Here is an 18,039-nt window from a genome sequence, read left to right on the forward strand (position 1 = left end):
CTGGCCTCAATCGGGTTTGATGCCGGCTTCACGCACCAGCTTGTCGTAACGCTGGCGCTCGCTGTGGATCAGGCCGGCAACCATGGCCATGCTGCCGGGAAGGACCTCGCCACCCACGGCCGTCATGCGCTGCTGCACTTCGGGGGTCTTGAGGGCTTTCTGCACCTCGGCGTGCAGCTGGGCCACGACAGCTTTGGGCGTGGCAGCCGGCGCCATCAGCGCATACCAGACGGAGGCTTCGAAACCGGGAAAGCCGGACTCGGCAATTGTTGGAACGTCGGGGAAAATCGACGAACGATTCGCACTGAGCACGGCCAGCACCTTGAGCTTGCCGCTGATCACATGCGGGCGCACTTCCAGCGCATTCATGGCCAGCAGCGGCACCTGGCCACCGATCACGTCGGTGATGGCCTGCGCCCCGCCCCGGTAAGGAATGTGCTGCAGCTGCAGGCCGGCCGCGCGCGCAAACAGCTCCGCCGCCATGTGCGGTGTGGAACCGTTGCCAGGGCTGGCAAACGCAATCGAACCCGGCTTGGCTTTGGCGGCGTCGATCAGCTTGCTGACCGAGGCATAAGCAACGCCGGTGTTGGCCGCAATCACCACAGGCACGCGGCCCACCAGCGAGATCGCCACCAGATCACGCTCGGCGTCAAACGGTGCGGGCTGGTACAAGGCCATGTTGGCCGCCAGCGCATTGGCCGCCAGCATCAGGGTGTAGCCGTCGGCCGGCGCATCGATGACCTGCTTCACCGCGATGTTGGTGCCCGCGCCCGGCTTGTTGTCTACGATGAAGGGCTGGCCCAGGCTGCCGGCCAGACTCTGGCCCAGGGTGCGCGCGACGATGTCCACCGCACCGCCGGCGGAATAACCGACGACGATTTTTACGGGCCGGGACGGAAAGGCTTGTGCCGATACCTGCAGTGGCAGCGCAGCCGTGGCAGCGGCCAGCAGGCCCATCAGGCCAATAAGGCCGGAGCGAAGAAATGTAATTTTCATGATGCTGATTTCCGGGTAAACAAGGAACGAGAGTGAACAACCGTCACGACGGCCAGGCCGCTGCGGCAGGAGAATTTTTGCCATGTCATGGTGTTCAATCGATGTACCGGAGACCGGCCTTTTCCAGCGGCTCGCGCATGTTGTACATGTCCAGACCCAACACGCCAGCGGCGAACTTCTCGCGTTTTTCGCCTTCGAAGCTTTCGCGCTTCTCCGCCGCATCCGCCACTTGCCGGGCCATGGCGGCAGGCACCACCACCACGCCATCGGTGTCGGCGATCACCACGTCACCCGGATTGACCAGGGCACCGGCGCACACCACCGGAATATTGACCGAGCCGAGCGTGGCCTTGATGGTGCCCTTGGCGTGAATGGCGCGGCTGAATACCGGGAAGCGCATTTTTTCGAGTTCGTCAATGTCGCGTACACCGCCATCAATGATCAGCCCCCTGGCACCGCGTGCCTGGAACGAGGTGGCCAGCAGATCGCCAAAAAAACCATCGAGATTGTCGGTGGTGCAGGCGGCCACGGCCACATCGCCGGGCTGCAACTGCTCGGCCGCCACATGCATCATCCAGTTGTCGCCGGGCTGCAGCAAAATCGTCACGGCCGTGCCGCAAAGGCGCGCGCCTGGGTAAACAGGACGCATGTAAGGCTTCATCAAACCGATGCGGCCCATGGCCTCGTGAAGGGTCGCCACACCAAAACGCGAAAGCTTTTCGACGGCAGCCTTGTCGGCGCGAACGATGTTGCGCTTGACAATGCCTAACTGGTACATGCTCATGATCATTTGCCTTTCAGTTTGAGAGCCGTGTCCAGACGCGTGAACACGCGGCGCGCGTTGCCTTCGTAAATCTGGTGACGGTCTTCGTTGCTCAGAATTTTTGACGCTTCAATGTAGCGCCTGGTATCGTCGTAATAGTGGCCGGTTTCGGGGTCGATGCCACGCACGGCGCCGATCATCTCGCTGGCAAACAACACGTTCCTGACCGGAATCACGGTGTTGAGCAGATCAATGCCCGGCTGGTGGTACACGCAGGTGTCAAAGTAGATGTTGCCCAGCAGATGCTCTGTGAGCAAAGGTTTTTTGAGTTCCTGGGCCAAGCCACGGAAACGCCCCCAGTGGTAAGGCACAGCACCGCCGCCATGGGGAATGAGGAACTTCAGCGTGGGGAAGTCCCTGAACAGGTCCGACGTGAGGCACTGCATGAAAGCCGTGGTGTCGGCGTTCAGGTAATGCGCGCCGGTGGTGTGAAAGCAGGCGTTGCAGCTGGTGGACACATGGATCATGGCGGGGATGTCGTATTCCACCATTTTTTCGTAGAGGGGATACCACTGCCTGTCACTCAAAGGCGGTGAGGTCCAGTGGCCGCCAGACGGATCCGGATTCAGGTTGATGCCGACATTGCCGAATTCCCTGACGCATTTTTCCAGCTCGGGAATGCAGGTCGCAGGGTCCACGCCGGGCGACTGGGGCAGCATGGCGGCGGGAATAAAGTGGTCCGGAAAGAGCTGGCTCACGCGAAAGCACAGCTCGTTGCAAATCGCCGCCCAGGTGGCCGACACATTGAAGTCGCCGATGTGGTGGGCCATGAAGCTGGCGCGCGGGCTGAAGATGGTGAGGTCGGAGCCGCGCTCATTCATGAGACGCAGCTGGTTTTGCTCGATGCTCTCGCGCAATTCGTCGTCGCTGATTTTCAGCTCGCTCACCTTGGGGCTAAGGGACGGGTCCTTGATGCCGGCGATTTGCCGGTTACGCCAGTTCTCCAGCGCCTTGGGGGCCGTGGTGTAGTGGCCGTGGCAGTCAATGATCAGGCTCATTTTTTTCCTTGGGGTTCAGTGGGTGTGGATCAGCGGGATTCAGGCGGGGCCATGCCATGGCGGCGTTTCGCCTCTGCCGCCTCCGGCGAAGCCATGAAGGCCAGCATCCGGCGCACGGCGTCGCGCTGCGTGGAGGCAGGCCCCAGGCCTGCCGAGAAGGTGGTGGTGATCTGGACGGCGTCGGGCAGCGGGCCGACCACGGCGATTCCCTCGAGATGCATCAACTCGCTCAATTGCTGGAAACCCAGCTCGACCTCGCCTCGCGCCACCAACCCGCCAACCGGCACACCCGCGGACGGCTGCACGGCCTTTTGCCGGACATCGGCGGCCATGCCCCAGCGCTCGAACAGCTCGATCAGCGCAACGCCGCTGGGCCCGGTGGAGTAGCCTATGCTTCGCGCGGCCAGCACGGCGCGCCGCAACGCATCTTCGGAACTGATGTCAGGCCACGGCGCGCCGGCGCGCACGCAGACGGCCACGCCCGAGTCGGCCAGGTCGACCTTGCTGCCGGCCACCAGGAATCCGCCGGCGGTGAGTTTGTCGATGGCGTCCGATGCAAGGACCACGATATCGAAAGGCTCACCGGCCTGGACGCGGCGCACCGCATCCACACCACCGACCGATTCGATGCTGGTGGCGCAGCCCGAGCTTTGCTCCCAGGCCGCCGTCAACTCGGCCAGCAGCTGGCGGGTGGCCATGGAAGAGATTCCACGGAGAGCGGCGCTCATACGGGTACGCCCCGCGTGGGGGCAACGACAGCTTGAAGTCCAACAACCATGGGGCTGATTTTGTCGCCAGCGCCGCACCAGGGAAAGCCGCCACGCCCGCTAGCAGCTATAACAAACCAGCATAATGTTTGTCTCGCCATCCAAACAACCCATGGACCTCAAACAGCTCGAATACTTTGTCAGGGTGGCCGAACTCGGCAGCTTCACCCGCGCGGCCCTTGCGCTGGACATTGCTCAGCCGGCGCTGAGCCGGCAGGTGCGCCTGCTGGAAGTGGAGTTGCGCCAGAACCTGTTGATACGCAACGGCCGCGGCGCGGCGCCCACCGAAGCCGGCCAGCTACTGCTGGCGCATGCGCGCGGCATTCTGCACCAGGTGGCGCGTGCGAGAGAAGAACTGGGCCGGGTGCGCGGCGCACTCGACGGGCGCGTGGCCATCGGCTTGCCCCCCAGCCTGGCGCGGGCGCTGACGGTGCCGCTGACACGCGCGTTTCGTGCGCAAATGCCGGACGCCACCATTTCGATCAGCGAAGGCTTGTCAGTGGCCCTCCAGGAAGACCTGGTTAACGGTCGACTCGACCTTGCCGTGCTGTACAACGCTCAGCCCACGGGCGACATCGAGATCAGCCCGCTGATGGAGGAGGAGCTGTTGCTGGTGCAGGCCCGTCCACCGGGGCCGCATGAGGACCCGCCCTCCCAGCCCATCACCCTTCCGGCATTGGCGAGCTTGCCGCTGGTGATCCCGAGTCGGCCCAACGCCATCCGGATGCGGGTGGAGTCTGAACTCGCCGGAGCAGCCTTAAGGCCGACCATTGCACTTGAAATTGATGGCGTCTCGGCCATTCTGGACCTGGTGGCTGACGGCGCTGGCCATGCCATTTTGAGCCGTAACGCGGTGGCCAGTTCGCTGCGGCCGTCGGCTTTTACGCTGCGCCAGATTGGCGATGCCCCATTGCGCATCGAGGTGTCGCTTGCCACCAGTGCACGCCGCCCGTCCACCCTGACGCAACAAACCTCGCAGCGACTGCTGCGAGAGGTCGCTGCCAAATACCTCTGAGAGACCTCTGAGCGGCTGGAACGTGCCTGACGCCCTACCCGATGTCATCGGCACGGGCAATTTCATCATGATTTTGATCCTATAGCCCGGCAGTTGCGGGCGTAGACAGCTATCAAAAACATAGCAAAATGGATAGCCAAACAGGACTATCGCATTTAAAAATCAAGGCATCAAACCAGGGCATACCTCTGATTTATTGAATGGCTGAAGTTTGACTATTCCAAATCGCTATAACTGCTAGCGTCCCGTAGCGCTTATCAGCGGAAGGCGGACTTCTCACAATATGGGGCAATGTCAACCCCGCATTCATCTCAATATTTTTGGAGACCCGGCATGAACCGTCGTGTTAAAGCCTGCCTGCTATTGCCATTCCTGGGTTTGCTGGCGGCCAGCCATGTGGGCGCCCAGGACTTCCCGACCAAACCTGTCCGCATCATCACGCCGTTCCCCGTGGGCAGCGGACCTGAAGGGGTGTTGCGCATGGTGGCTGACAAGCTGTCGCGTACCTGGGGCAAGCCCGTCATCGTGGAAAACAAGCCAGGCGGCAACGGTTTCATTGCCATTGATGCCTTCAAGCGGGGAGCGTCCGATGGGCACGACCTGATCCAGCTGGACAACGTCCACCTGTCGGCCTATCCCCATCTGTTCAAGAAACTGCCGTATGACGCGCAGAAGGACTTTGATCCCATCCTGCCGCTGTTCAAGACTTACTTTTTCGCGACGGTTGCCACCAACAGCCCCTACAAAAATGTGGGTGACCTGATCGCCGACGCCAAGGCCCGCCCGGGACAACTCAACTACGGTTCCTGGTCTGTAGGCAATCCGGTCCATCTTGGCTCGGCGCTGTTTACCACCGTGACCGCAACCCAAATGGAGCACATTATTTTCAAGGAAACGTCACAGCTCTACACCGCGGTTGCAACCGGTGATCTGGCGTTTTCGCTAGGCACCAGCGCCACCGCAGGCCCGCTCTACCGGGCCGGCAAACTCCGCTTCCTGGCGGTCGCCGCTCCTCGGCGGATTCCCGCCTACCCCGATGTGCCGACAGTCGCAGAAGCGGGCGGACCTGCCGGATTCGAGGTCAGCGGCTGGACCGCCATTGCAGCGCCACGTGGCCTGCCCAAGGCGGTGACCGAGAAAATCCAGAAAGACATTGAAAAAGCCCTGTCCGAGCCGGACATCAAGGAAAAGTACCTGTCATTCGGCTACGAGTTGTTTCCGCAGACACGCGAGCAGTTTGGCCAATACATCCAGGCCGAGTCCACCCGTTTTGCCGAGGTGATCCGCAAAACCAGGGCATCGCTGGACTGACAGGACACCCCACTCACACCCCCGCTCCCCCCACTCACGCGACGTTTCACAGAGATATTCCCCATGGCCACCCTACTTGGCGCAGTTGCCGCCTCACACACGCCCACCATCGGCTTTGCGCTGGACAGCGGCAAGCAGGCGGATCCGGTGTGGGCGCCCATTTTCGAGGCCTTCGAGCCGCCGCGCCGCTGGCTTGCCGAGCAAAAACCCGATGCCTTGGTGGTGATCTACAACGATCACATCAGCTCCTTCTTTTTGGACCACTACTCGGCGTTTTCACTGGGCGTGGGGGAGCAGTATCCGGTGGCCGACGAAGGGGGCGGCACCCGCGGCCTGCCGCCCATTGCCGGCCACCCGCTGCTTGCCGCGCACATTGGCCAGTCGGTCATGGCCGATGCCTTCGACCTGTCCTTCTTCCAGGGCCGGGCGCTGGACCACGGCTGCTTTTCACCGCTGTCGCTGCTGCTGCCCCACGAACCGGGTCCAGGGGGTGGCTGGCCGCTTCCGATCATCCCGCTGCAGGTGGGCGTGCTGCAGTTTCCCATGCCGACTGCGCGGCGCTGCTTCGAGCTGGGCAAGGCGCTGCGCCGCGCGATCGAAAGTTACCCCGAGCCACTGCGCATCGCCATCGTGGCGACAGGCGGCCTGTCGCACCAGGTGCACGGCGAGCGCGCGGGCTTCAACAACCCGGCCTGGGACCAGACGTTTCTGGATCTCATCGAGCACGACCCCGAGCGCCTGGCCGACCTGACCCAGGCCGAACTGGTCGAGCTGGGGGGCGCGGAAGGGGCCGAAGTCATCATGTGGCTGGTGATGCGCGGAGCCTTGTCCGCATCGGTACGCAAAGTCCACCAAAGCTACTACCTGCCGTCCATGACGGGCATCGCCACCGCCATCTACGAAAACCGCAGCCACCCACCCGTGGCGGGTGAAGTACAGCGCCACTTGCATCAATCGCAATTGCAACTGCAGGGCGCCGAACAACTGGCCGGCACCTACCCCTACGCGCTGGCACGCAGCGTCAAGGCGCTTCGCATCAACCGCTTTTTGCATGCCATGACGCAGCCGGCCCACCGGCAGGCCTTTTTGCAGGATGAAGAAACCGCCTATGCCGCCGCAGGCCTGACCGATGAGGAAAGCGGCCTGCTGCGCGCGCGCGACTGGCGCGGCCTGATCCATTACGGCGTGATTTTTTTCGTGCTGGAAAAGTGGGGCGCGGTTCTGGGCATCAGCAACCTGCATATCTACGCCGCCATGCGCGGTCAGAGCCTGGCCGAATTCCAGCAAACACGCAATGCGCCCGGCGCGCTGTACTCGGTCGGGACACTCAAGGGTGACGATGCTGCAACAGTGCATGCGCAGCCTTCGTCCCCCTCCATTGCCCGGGGGGCGTTCCTCACGCCGAACCTGGGCGAATAGCCCCATAAGCCCCATAAGCCCCATGAACCACCTGAATACGACCCGCTGGCCAGGTAACTACTCGGCTCAGTAATACGTGCAATACGCTTTTCTTTCTCCCTCGCCCTTTGGGAGAGGGTTGGGGTGAGGGTGAGCCGGCTTCGCTGTTCAGTTGGATAGCGCGCGCATTTCACGGTACAGATCCGCCTTGCCCTCGAACCCGATGCCAGGCAAGCTGGGCAGTGTCACGTAGCCTTTGTCGACCTTCACGCCATCCGGGAAGCCGCCGTAGGGCTGGAACAGGTCCGGGTAGGACTCGTTGCCGCCCAGGCCCAGGCCGGCGGCAATGGCCAGCGACATCTGGTGGCCGCCATGCGGAATGCAGCGGCTGGGCGACCAGCCATGAGCCTTCAGCATGTCCAGTGTGCGCAGGTACTCGACCAGGCCATAGCTGAGCGCACAGTCGAACTGCAGCCAATCGCGGTCGGGCCGCATCCCGCCGTGCCGGATCAGGTTGCGCGCGTCCTGCATGGAGAACAGGTTTTCCCCGGTGGCCAGGCTGCCCTGGTACACCTCGCCCAGCCGAGCCTGGAGTTCGTAATCCAGCGGGTCGCCCGCTTCCTCGTACCAGAACAGCGGGTAGGCGGAAAGCGCCTTGCCATAGGCGATGGCCGTGGGCAGATCAAAACGGCCGTTGGCATCGACCGCGAGTTGCTGCCCCGGCTGGAGCAGCTTGAGCACGGATTCGATGCGCTCCATGTCTTCCGCAAGAGAGGCTCCGCCAATCTTCATCTTGACGACCGAGTAGCCGCGCTCCAGGTAACTGATCATCTCGCGGCGCAAGCCGTCCAGGCCCTTGCCGGGATGGTAGTAACCGCCCGCCGCATAAACGAAGACGCGCGGATTGGCCTGGCCGTTGCCGTAGCGCTGCGCCAGCAGTTCATGCAGCGGCTTTTGTTCAATCTTGGCCACAGCGTCCCACACCGCCATGTCGATGGTGCCCACGGCCACGGAACGCTCACCATGGCCGCCAGGCTTTTCGTTGGACATCATGCAGGCCCAGACCTTGTGCGGATCGATGTTGCCACCACTTTCATCCAGCAGCGTGGCCGGCGCCGCCTCCAGCACGCGAGGGCGAAACCGTTCACGGATCAGGCTGCCCTGGCCATAACGGCCGTTGGAATTAAAGCCATAGCCAATCACGGGCTTGCCGTCCCGCACCACGTCCGTCACCACCGCCACCAGGCTGAGTGTCATCTTGGAGAAGTCGATGTAGGCGTTGCGGATGTCCGACTTGATGGGTCGGGTCGATTCGATGATGTCAATAATTTTCATGAAATAAGTTCCTTAGCGCGGCAGCGAAGCGCCGCCGCAAATTTGAAGGTCTTGCCCGGTGATGGCCGCAGCCTGGGAAGACAGCAGAAAAGACACCAGGGCGGCCACTTCGGCCGGGTCGATGTAGCGGCCTATGGGCGGTAGCTGGGGCGCGCTGCCGGCGCGCGCCGGGTCGCTCAGCATGGCGGTCTGCGTGGCAGCCGGAGAAACCACGTTCACCGTCACGCCGCTGGCCGCCACCTCGGCGGCCCAACTGCGCGCCATCGCAATCAACGCGGCTTTTACCGCCGCATACTGGCTGCGCCCGGCCATGCCCTGAGCCACACGGCTGCCGATCAGCACCACCCGACCCAGGCCACGGCTGGCCATGGCGGGCACCAGTGCCTGCGCCAGCTGTGCAGCAGCCTGCACGTGCAGGCGCCACATGGCTTCGCCGGCCTGCAAGTCGAGCCCGCCCAGTGGGGCCGTGCGCATCCAGCCCGCCGCATGTACCAGTGCCGTCACCGGCGGCTGGGTTGGCAAGGCCTGGAGCGCTTGGAGAGCCTGGTCAATGCTGTCGGCGCTCGCCAGGTCCACAGTGACAGGTGTGAAGTTCGCATGCACCAGCGCAGGCGCCGCCAGGTCCCAGCCACTGACCCGCCACCCCTGCTCCAGCAAGTGCCGTGCAATCGCCAGCCCAATGCCCGAGCTGCTGCCGGTGACCAGCACGTGGGACCCGGTAGCGGCTTGAGCCGGCATGTCACTCGGCACGGATGCCCCCTTCGGCAATGATCTTGGCGGACCTGGCCATGTCGTCACGCTGGAAGCGCGCAAAGTCGTCCATCGAGCCGCCGCCCACCAGCAGGCCCTGCTGCACCAGCTTCTCGCGCATCTCGCCGTTCAGCGCCTTGTTGACCTCGGCGTTCAGACGCTGTGCAATGTCAGCCGGCAGCTTGGCCGGACCCCACACGCCGTACCAGCTGTAAAACTCGTAACCGGGGATGGTTTCGCCCACCGTGGGCACCTCGGGCAGGGTGGACACCCGCGCCGCCGAGGTCACGGCAATGACCTTGAGCATGCCAGTCTTGTAGAAGCTGAACGAGCCCAGGATGGGGTCCACAAAACCGCTGATCTGGCCACCAATCAGGTCCTGGAATGCGGGCGCCGTGCCTTTGTAAGGCACGATCAGCAAGTCCAGGTTGCCCGAGCGGCGCAGCAGTTCGGTGGACAAGTGCCCGGCCGAACCGGTCGAGCCGATGGCAAACGACAGCTTGCCGGGGTTCGCCTTGCCGTAGGCGATCAGACCCTTGAGGTCTTGCACCGGCAGGTTCTTGTTGATGGCGATCGACAGCGGCGCCTTGGCGACCAGCGCCACCGGCACAAAGTCGCGCGTCACGTCGTAGGGCGCCGACTTGACCGTCATCGGGGCGGTGGTGAAAGTGGACGCGTTAAACAGCAGGGTGTAGCCGTCGGCCGGCGCCTTGGCCACCGCATCGCCGCCAATCATGCCCTGGCCGCCTGGCTTGTTCTCCACAAAAAAACTCTGGCCTGTCTGCTCTGTCAGCTTTTGGGCCAGCATGCGGCCCACGGTGTCCAGCGTGCCGCCCGGCGGAAACGGAATGATCAGCTTGACCGACTTGGCCGGCCAGGCTTGTGCCATGGAGGCGGCGCTGACACCGAGCAAGGCGGTGGCGATCAGGGTGCGAAGGAATTGTTGGCGTTTCATGGTGTGTGTCTCCTCGAATGGCGGGGCTGAAACTTACCTGAGAAGACCCGCGTTGGCGACGGCCAGGCGGATCATCTCGTTTTCTGCGGCAGACGGTGCATGGGTTGGTGGGCGCACATGCGCGCTCTCCAGCACACCGGCAAATTTCATGGCGGCTTTCATGCGGGCATGGGCTTCGCCGGTAGGCTCACCCGCGCCGTAGACGGCCTCCTTGATCGGGGTGATGAGCCCCTGGATCTTCATGGCCTTGTGCAGGTCGCCTTCCTTGACGGCTTCAAACAGGTCGATGATGAGCTGGGGAATGCAGCTGGCGAAACCCACCAGCGCGCCGTCCACGCCCTGCACCATGGAGGCCAGCAGGTACTCGTCGTGGCAGGTCAGAATCGCCTTGGAGGCGTCGGCATCGCGGATCGCCTTGATGTCGCGCGCATATTTGCTCATCTCGCGCTGGCCTACCTTGAAGGCCTGCACGTAGGGCAGGCGCGCCAGATCGGCCAGCAACTCCGACGAATACGAGGCCTGAGTCCGGGCGGGATAAACGTGGCACACCAGGTCAAGCTTCGAGGCTTGCCAGATGGCATCGAAGTACTGCAGCGCGTGATCCGAATGAAAACCAAAACGCAACCAGTGGTGGGGCGGCATCACATCCAGTGCCTGGGCGCCTGCTTCCTTGGCCAGCCGCGCATGCTCTGCGGCTTCTGTCAGGCCTTCGCAGACAATCGAGGAAATGACGGGCATGCGTCCCTTGAGCTCGTCGGCCACGATGCGCGTGACCTGGGCGCGTTCAATCGGTGTGAGCGAAAACACTTCACCGGTGTGGCCATTGGTCATCACGGCCACCACACCTTTGTGGCTGGCGAGCCAGGAGGCGAGGCGGCGCAAAGCGGGTTCGTCAATCCGGTTGTCGGGGGTAAACGGGCAGGCGATGGCGGGAATAATCCCCCGATAATTGGCGATGGTTGGCATGGAAGCTCCTGAGTTGTAGATTGATGAAAAGATGCCGAATGATCAGCCAGCCCGTGCAACACGTCCAATACTCGAAACGCATAGAACTATTCATTTATGGGCCCCGGCAACCGACCGCTTGATCTTGAATGGCTGGAAGACTTCCTGGCGCTGGCCGACAGCGGCAATTTCTCCCGCGCGGCGCAGGTGCGCGCCATCGCGCAGCCCGCGTTCAGCCGTCACATCAAATCACTCGAAGAATGGGTCGGCGTTGATCTGTTTGACCGCAGTGCCCACCCGGTATCGCTGACCGAAGCGGGCAAACGCTTCCACCCTTCCGTGGACGACCTGCTGCAACGGCTGGAGGTATCGCGACTCAAGGCCCGTGCGGCCCATGAGCAGGCCGCCATCAGCCTGCGTTTTGCCGCCACGCACGTCCTGTCGTTGACGTTTTTCCCCAGCTGGCTCAGCGGCATCGAGGCGCAGTTGCGGCTGGGGCCCATCCAGATGATTTCAGACAACCTGGTTGCCTGCGAGGAACTGATGCTGCAGCGGCGCGTTCAGTTTTTGCTCTGCCACGGCCATTCGTCGGTACCCTGCCGTCTCGACGACATCCAGTTTGCGTTTGCGCGCGTCAGCGACGACGTCCTGCTTCCTGTGGCGGCACCTCTTGCCAGCGGGAAACCGCAGTACTGGATCGACGATTCATTGAAAAAAACTCAACCCATCCTGACTTACAGCCAGGAATCCGGGCTGGGGCGCATCATGCGCGCCCTGATGCCTTCGGCCCTTGAAGAAGAACCGTTTACCACCGTGTTCACCGCCCACCACGCGGTGCTGCTGAAAACCATGGTGATGGAAGGACGAGGCATTGCGTGGCTGCCCCAGAGTCTGATCAAGGACGAACTCAGTACCGGGAAACTGCTGGCGGCCGGCAGCTCCCAATGGCATATTCCCGTCGACATCCGCCTTTACCGCCAGCGCGCCGCCCTGGCCGCGCCGGCGGAAGCATTGTGGCAAGTCGTTGCCGGGAGATGAAGCAACAAAGTCATCTCACGCCCGGGTTCATCGGTTTCCAGACCTTGTAGGCCTTGGTATTGCAGGTGTCTACGGTGGCCCTAGTCCGTGCTGAAACGGTAAACCGTACGGCCCGCACGGCGTTGACCGGGCTCATACACCGCCGAAGGAAATGCCGGCCTGTTGGGTGCGTTGGGATAAGCCTGCGGCTCAAAGCACAGTCCTTGCTGCTGAAAGTAAGTCCGGCCGCCCTTGCCCGGGCCTCCCGCCAATGGCTCTTGCGGCTGCAAGCCGCTGTAGAACTGCAGGGCCGGCTCGGTTGACCAGACTTCCATCACGCGGCCGCTTTCCGGTGCGCGAACGCGGGCGCACAGGGCCAGCGTGCCGTCGGCGGGGTGGTCCAGCAAAAAACAGCTGTCGTAGCCATCGACCGCATCGATTGCCGGCATTCTGGCGCCAGCCTGCAGCGGCGCGCCGTGCACCCGCGTACTGAGCACGGTGGCCTGGCGAAAATCAAAGGACGTACCGGCCACCGGCAGGATGTCCCCCGTTGCGATGAGGTCCGCCGTCATCCCGAAGTAACGCTCCGCACAAATCATCACCTCATGGCCCAGAGCACTGCCGCTGGCCTCGCCATTCAGGTTGAAAAAAGCATGTGTGGTGAAACTGGCTACCGTGGGTTTGTCCAGGGCCAGGGCTTCGTAGTCCAGTTGCAGCTCATTGGCTTCGGTGAGGCTGTACACGAGACGCAGCGCCATCGCACCGGGGAAGCCCTCTTCGCCATCGGCGAATAGATAGCGCATTTCAACGCTGGCGTCGTCGTGCTGCACGGCATCGAAGACGCGAAAGCGCGACCCCTTCAGCCCGCCGTGCAGGCAATGTCTGCCGTTGTTGGCCGTCAGCACATGCGCGGTTCCGGCGAGTGTGAAGCGGGCATTCTCAATGCGCCCGGCATAACGCCCCACAAATGCACCCATGGAGGGAGCGCCCTTCACCACGGCATCCAGGCAGTCGTAGCCCAGCACCACGTCGTCCAGCCGGCCAGCGCGGTCCGGGACCAGCAACTGCTCAATCTTGGCGCCATAACTGGTGATGCCCGCCACCATGCCCCGCCGATTGCGCAGCGTGAACAAACGGACGGGTTTGCCAACGACTTCACCGTCAAAGCGTGCCGGATCCAGCAATGCTGCGGCGAGCGGCGGTGATGATGAGACGCTGTTGTTGTGCTGAGAAATGGCAACTCTCCTTCGGCGCAATGTCAATCGACGGTCACTGCAACCCGGCCAGTAGCGAGTCCAGCAACTAGTCCAGCTTGATGCCCGCGTCCGTGACGACCTTGGCCCAACGGCTTTTCTCTCGGTTGAAAAAGTCATCCTGTTGGGCCGACGTCATGGTCACCACCTCAGCGCCCTGGCCCGCCAGTTTGGCACGGATGTCCGGGCTGCGGATGATCTTGATGAGCTCAGTATTGAGCCGGCTCACGATGGCGGCTGGTGTGCCATTGGCAAGCAGCAGTCCCTGCCAGGTTCCGGATTCAAAATTGGTGATCCCCTGCTCGGACAAGGTCGGGACGTTGCCGATCAGCGGCATGCGCGTGCTCTTGGAAACACCCAGTATCTTGAGCTTGCCGCTTTGCACGTGCGGCAAGGTAGCCAGCATGCCATTCATCAGGACCTGCGTCTGGCCGGCGATGGTGTCGGTGATCGCTTGCGAGCCACCCTTGTAGGGGATGTATTGCCACTTGGCGCCGCTGGCGCGCTCCACCGCAACCCCCGCCAGGTGCGGCGCGCTGCCCATGGCGGTCACCGCAAAATTGATATTCGACCGCTTCGACAACTCCACCAGCTCCTTGAGGTTGTTGGCCGGCACGGAGGGGTGCACCACCAGCAAATGAGGTGAATACGCCAGCATGGTCACGCCGCGCAGATCCTTGGAGGGATCAAACCCCAGCTTGGTGTAGACCGACGGGCTGATGGCCAGCGCGCCGGTGTCGCAGAGCAGCAGCGTATAGCCGTCGGGTGCAGACTTCGCCACAAAATCCGCGCCCAGATTGCCATTGGCGCCGGCCTTGTTGTCAACGATGACGCTTTGCTTGAGGGCGTCGGACAAGGGCTGGGCAATCGCACGCGCAATGATGTCCGACGATCCGCCCGGCGGGTAGGGAACCACCAGCCTGATGGGCTTGAGTGGCCAGTTCGGCGTTTGCGCGCTGGCCGCGCCGAGCCCCAGCGCACCACAACCCAGGGCCAGGGAAGCACCGACAAGTTCTCTTCGATTAATGGACATGACGTCTCCTGCTCGTTGTTTGAAAAAACCGCTCCCGGCCTCAGCCTGCGGTCATGAAATCCTTGAACTCAGGCGACCTGGTGATTGGCCATGAGTTCCAGTGCGCGTACCAGCGCGGAGTGGTCGAGGTCCTGCATGCCGTTGGCACTGCAGGCCTGCATCAGTTGCGCCGCCCCTGCGGTTTGCGGCAAGGCTACACCCAGGGTTCTCGCGCCGGCCAGCGCCAGGTTCAAATCCTTCTGGTGCAGGCCAATCCGGAAGCCAGGCGCAAAAGTCCGCTTGATCATGCGCTCGCCGTGCACCTCCAGAATGCGGGAAGAAGCAAAACCGCCCATCAGCGCCTGGCGCACTTTGGCAGGGTCGGCCCCGGCCTTGCTGGCAAACAGCAACGCTTCGCCGACAGCCGCGATGTTCAGCGCCACAATGATCTGGTTGGCCACCTTGCAGGTTTGCCCGTCGCCATTGCCACCCACCAGCGTGATGTTCTTGCCCATCAACTCAAACAGCGGCCGCACGCGTTCAAATACCGCGTCGGGACCACCCACCATGATGGTGAGGCTGGCGGCTTTGGCGCCCACTTCACCGCCCGATACCGGCGCATCGAGGTAGTCGCAATCCAGTGCATTGATTTTCTTGGCAAATTCCTTGGTCTCCATCGGCGAGATGGAACTCATGTCGACGACCGTCTTGCCTTTGGTCAAACCGGAGGCCACGCCGTTTTCACCAAACAGCACTTTGGCCACATCGGGTGTGTCCGGCAGCATCAGAAAAATGATGTCGGCCTGCTCGGCCACTTCGCGGATGGAACCGCAGGCTTTCGCCTTGCCCGTGAGCAGGTCGGCAGGTACCTTGCTGCGCGTGTGCAGAAAAACTTCATGCCCTGCATTGATCAGGTGGGACGCCATCGGCGCTCCCATGATGCCCAGGCCGATAAAACCAAGCTTGCTCATTGAATGACTCCAGTCAAAGTGATTTAAAAAAGTGTCCGTCAGGCGCGGTAACGGTCGCGCAGGGCCTGCGTGGCCGAGCGGAAGGTGCCCAGGTCGCTTCCGACACCCACAAACGTGGCGCCCATCTCCATGTAGCGGCGCGCATCGGCTTCAACGGGGGCCAGGATGCCGATGGGCTTGCCGCTGGCTTTGGCATCGGCAAACACGGCGGCAATGGCGGCTTGCACGTCGGGGTGGCCCGCGTTGCCCAGGTGGCCCAGGCCGGCCGCCAGATCCGAGGGGCCGACGAAGATGCAGTCCACCCCGTCCAGCGCGGCAATTTCGCGCGTGGCGGCGATGCCGGCACGGCTCTCGATCTGCACCATCACGCAGATCTGCTCGTTGACCAGCTTGAAGTAATCGACCACCGTGCCATAACGATTGCTGCGCTGGGACACCGACACGCCCCGGATGCCCTGCGGCGGGTAACGCGTGGCAGAAACAGCGCGGCGCGCTTCATCGGCGCTCTCCACGAAGGGGATGAGAAAGTTGTAGAAACCAGCGTCCAGCAGCCGCTTGATTTCGACCACGTTGTTGGACGAAGGCCGCACCACTGGCGCGGTCACGCTGTCCTTGAGCGCCATCAGCTGCGGAATGAAGGTGGCCACGTCGTTTGGCGAATGCTCGCCGTCCAGCAGCACCCAGTCGAAGCCGGCCACGCCGAGGACCTCGGTGGTGATGGCGTTGGACAGCGACGACCAGCAGCCAATCAGCCGCTTGCCGGCCAGCAGGTCGCGTTTGAAACTGTTGGGAAAGGATTGGTAAGGTGTGGTTTGGGTCATGTGAATTCTTCCTGTGAAGCGTCAGATTCAGATTCAGGTTCAGGTTCAGGTTCAGGTAATGGGCGCCGGATTGAAAAGAACCAGCGCGTTGTGCAGTTTCCAGTGCTCCGCCCAGGTTTTCTTGCGGCCACTGGCAACTTCCAGCATGAGGTGAAACAGCTCCCAGCCAAGCTCTTCGATGGTGGCCTCGCCGTCGGCAATACGGCCGGCGTTCACGTCCATCAGGTCATGCCAGCGCCGGGCCAGGTCGCTGCGCGTGGCCACCTTGATCACCGGTACCTCCGCCAGCCCGTACGGCGTGCCGCGTCCCGTTGTGAAAATGTGCAGGTTGATGCCAGCCGCCAGCTGCAGCGTGCCGCAAATGAAGTCACTGGCCGGCGTGGCCGCATAAATCAGGCCTTTCTGCCTGACTTTTTCACCCGGCGACAGCACGCCGCTAATCGGCGCCGTGCCCGACTTCACGATGGAGCCCATGGCTTTTTCGACGATGTTGGACAGGCCGCCCTTTTTGTTGCCGGGCGTGGTGTTGGCGCTGCGGTCAACCCGTCCCTTTTGCAGGTAAGCGTCGTACCAGGCCATCTCCCGGATCATCGCTTCGGCGACTTCGGGCGTGGCGGCACGCGAGGTGAGCTGGTCGATGCCGTCCCGGACCTCGGTGGTCTCGGAAAACATCACCGTGGCACCGGCGCGCACCAGCAAATCGGTGGCAAAACCAACTGCCGGATTGGCCGTCACGCCAGAAAAGGCATCGCTGCCGCCGCACTGCACACCCACCACCAGTTCACTGGCGGGGACGGTTTCGCGCCGGCGGGCATCGAGCCGCTCCAGGTGCAGCAAGGCCGTGTCCATGATGGAGTCGATCATCGACATGAAGCCCACGTGATGCTCGGCTTGCAGGCAGACCACATCCAGCTCGGCCTCGGCGCTGACGCCGACATCGGCCACATTGCGTTCGTCGACGATCTGGATGGTGCCGGGCGGCAGCAGGCGCTCGGGCTGGAGCTTTTCGCAGCCCAGGCTCACCACCATCACCTCGCCACCGAAATTCGGGTTGAGCGTGATGTTGCGCAAGGTGCGGATCGGGATGATCGCGTCCGGCGCGTCGATGGCCACGCCGCATCCGTAGGTGTGCTCCAGGCCCACCACGTCGTCCACGTTCGGGAAGCGCGGCAGCAATTCATCCTTGATGCGCTTGACGGCAAATTCCACCACGCCCGCCACACACTGCACGGTCGTGGTGATGGCAAGGATGTTGCGGCTGCCGACCGATCCGTCCGGGTTGCGGTAGCCCTCAAAGGTATAGCCCTCCAGCGGTGGCAGCACCGGCGGCCGCACGGTGGCGATGGGCAAATTGTCGAGCTCGCGTGCCGAGGGCATCTCAAGCAGCCGCTCATGCACCCAGCTCCCGGCCGGGATGTCCTTGAGCGCATAGCCGATCGGCACGTTGTAACGCAGCACCGCGGTGCCCTTGGGCAGGTCGACCAGCGCGACCTTGTGCCCCTGCGGCACCTGCTCGCACAGCCGCAAGCCGCTGGCGAAGACGCTGCCGGCCGGCAACCCGCCGTCGTTGGCCACGATCGCGACGTTGTCGTGATCGTGCATGGTGATGTACAGCGGGACCTTCTTTGTCGCGGTGCCCGGGACAGCCTGCGGCTCGGCCCGCGACGCAGCC

The 18,039-nt window shown here is 62.9% G+C and carries 17 protein-coding genes; 4 read left to right on the plus strand and 13 right to left on the minus strand.

Annotated elements, in window-relative coordinates:
* Positions 1-6: 6 nt before the first annotated feature.
* From AC1DUR_RS11965 to AC1DUR_RS11980, 4 genes are all read right to left on the minus strand, one after another.
* Positions 7-996: a tripartite tricarboxylate transporter substrate binding protein gene (locus AC1DUR_RS11965; RefSeq protein WP_477717460.1), complete on the minus strand. Its 990-nt coding sequence runs from the start codon at positions 994-996 to the stop codon at positions 7-9.
* Between the two features lie 94 nt (positions 997-1,090).
* On the minus strand, positions 1,091-1,774 hold the full coding sequence (gene ligK, locus AC1DUR_RS11970) for a 4-carboxy-4-hydroxy-2-oxoadipate aldolase/oxaloacetate decarboxylase (RefSeq protein WP_477717461.1): 684 nt from the start codon (positions 1,772-1,774) through the stop codon (positions 1,091-1,093).
* Between the two features lie 8 nt (positions 1,775-1,782).
* The gene (locus AC1DUR_RS11975; RefSeq protein ID WP_477717529.1) at positions 1,783-2,811 is read right to left on the minus strand and encodes an amidohydrolase family protein; all 1,029 of its coding nucleotides are present in this window, start codon (positions 2,809-2,811) and stop codon (positions 1,783-1,785) included.
* 35 nt (positions 2,812-2,846) lie between these two features.
* Positions 2,847-3,515: a substrate-binding domain-containing protein gene (locus tag AC1DUR_RS11980; RefSeq protein WP_477717462.1), complete on the minus strand. Its 669-nt coding sequence runs from the start codon at positions 3,513-3,515 to the stop codon at positions 2,847-2,849.
* A 181-nt stretch (positions 3,516-3,696) separates the two neighbouring features.
* On the opposite strand from AC1DUR_RS11980, the gene AC1DUR_RS11985 reads away from it, so the two are divergent.
* From AC1DUR_RS11985 to AC1DUR_RS11995, 3 genes are all read left to right on the plus strand, one after another.
* Positions 3,697-4,599, plus strand: a complete 903-nt coding sequence (locus AC1DUR_RS11985) for a LysR substrate-binding domain-containing protein (protein WP_477717463.1) — start codon at positions 3,697-3,699, stop codon at positions 4,597-4,599.
* 333 nt (positions 4,600-4,932) lie between these two features.
* Complete coding sequence (locus AC1DUR_RS11990) at positions 4,933-5,910, plus strand: Bug family tripartite tricarboxylate transporter substrate binding protein (protein WP_477717464.1); 978 nt, start codon at positions 4,933-4,935, stop codon at positions 5,908-5,910.
* Positions 5,911-5,973: 63 nt separating this feature from the next.
* Positions 5,974-7,329 (plus strand): gallate dioxygenase, encoded by a 1,356-nt coding sequence (locus AC1DUR_RS11995; protein ID WP_477717465.1) that lies wholly within the window; start codon positions 5,974-5,976, stop codon positions 7,327-7,329.
* 147 nt (positions 7,330-7,476) lie between these two features.
* On the opposite strand, the gene AC1DUR_RS12000 is transcribed toward AC1DUR_RS11995, so the two are convergent.
* Genes AC1DUR_RS12000 through AC1DUR_RS12015 form a run of 4 tightly spaced genes read right to left on the minus strand, consistent with a single transcriptional unit; the run spans position 7,477 to position 11,314 of the window.
* The gene (locus AC1DUR_RS12000) at positions 7,477-8,643 is read right to left on the minus strand and encodes a mandelate racemase/muconate lactonizing enzyme family protein (protein WP_477717466.1); all 1,167 of its coding nucleotides are present in this window, start codon (positions 8,641-8,643) and stop codon (positions 7,477-7,479) included.
* A 12-nt stretch (positions 8,644-8,655) separates the two neighbouring features.
* Complete coding sequence (locus tag AC1DUR_RS12005; RefSeq protein WP_477717467.1) at positions 8,656-9,381, minus strand: SDR family NAD(P)-dependent oxidoreductase; 726 nt, start codon at positions 9,379-9,381, stop codon at positions 8,656-8,658.
* 1 nt (position 9,382) lies between these two features.
* A complete protein-coding gene (locus AC1DUR_RS12010) occupies positions 9,383-10,348 on the minus strand; it encodes a Bug family tripartite tricarboxylate transporter substrate binding protein (protein WP_477717468.1) in 966 nt (321 codons plus the stop codon).
* Positions 10,349-10,381: 33 nt separating this feature from the next.
* Entirely contained in the window at positions 10,382-11,314 is a 933-nt protein-coding gene (locus AC1DUR_RS12015) for a dihydrodipicolinate synthase family protein (RefSeq protein WP_477717469.1), read from the minus strand.
* A gap of 96 nt (positions 11,315-11,410) precedes the next feature.
* Between AC1DUR_RS12015 and AC1DUR_RS12020 the strand changes: the two genes are divergently transcribed.
* Complete coding sequence (locus AC1DUR_RS12020) at positions 11,411-12,331, plus strand: LysR family transcriptional regulator (protein ID WP_477717470.1); 921 nt, start codon at positions 11,411-11,413, stop codon at positions 12,329-12,331.
* An 80-nt stretch (positions 12,332-12,411) separates the two neighbouring features.
* Here AC1DUR_RS12020 and AC1DUR_RS12025 read toward each other — a convergent pair whose 3' ends face one another.
* The 5 genes from AC1DUR_RS12025 to garD all read right to left on the minus strand — a co-directional run bounded on the left by AC1DUR_RS12025 (position 12,412) and on the right by garD (position 17,969).
* The gene (locus AC1DUR_RS12025) at positions 12,412-13,572 is read right to left on the minus strand and encodes an aldose epimerase family protein (protein WP_477717471.1); all 1,161 of its coding nucleotides are present in this window, start codon (positions 13,570-13,572) and stop codon (positions 12,412-12,414) included.
* Positions 13,573-13,612: 40 nt separating this feature from the next.
* Positions 13,613-14,596, minus strand: a complete 984-nt coding sequence (locus tag AC1DUR_RS12030; RefSeq protein WP_477717472.1) for a Bug family tripartite tricarboxylate transporter substrate binding protein — start codon at positions 14,594-14,596, stop codon at positions 13,613-13,615.
* 68 nt (positions 14,597-14,664) lie between these two features.
* Complete coding sequence (glxR, locus tag AC1DUR_RS12035; protein WP_477717473.1) at positions 14,665-15,546, minus strand: 2-hydroxy-3-oxopropionate reductase; 882 nt, start codon at positions 15,544-15,546, stop codon at positions 14,665-14,667.
* Positions 15,547-15,584: 38 nt separating this feature from the next.
* On the minus strand, positions 15,585-16,367 hold the full coding sequence (garL, locus tag AC1DUR_RS12040; RefSeq protein ID WP_477717474.1) for a 2-dehydro-3-deoxyglucarate aldolase: 783 nt from the start codon (positions 16,365-16,367) through the stop codon (positions 15,585-15,587).
* A 51-nt stretch (positions 16,368-16,418) separates the two neighbouring features.
* Complete coding sequence (garD, locus tag AC1DUR_RS12045; protein WP_477717530.1) at positions 16,419-17,969, minus strand: galactarate dehydratase; 1,551 nt, start codon at positions 17,967-17,969, stop codon at positions 16,419-16,421.
* Between the last annotated feature and the right edge of the window lie 70 nt (positions 17,970-18,039).

The sequence above is a fragment of the Polaromonas sp. P4_F4 genome, from assembly GCF_056401355.1.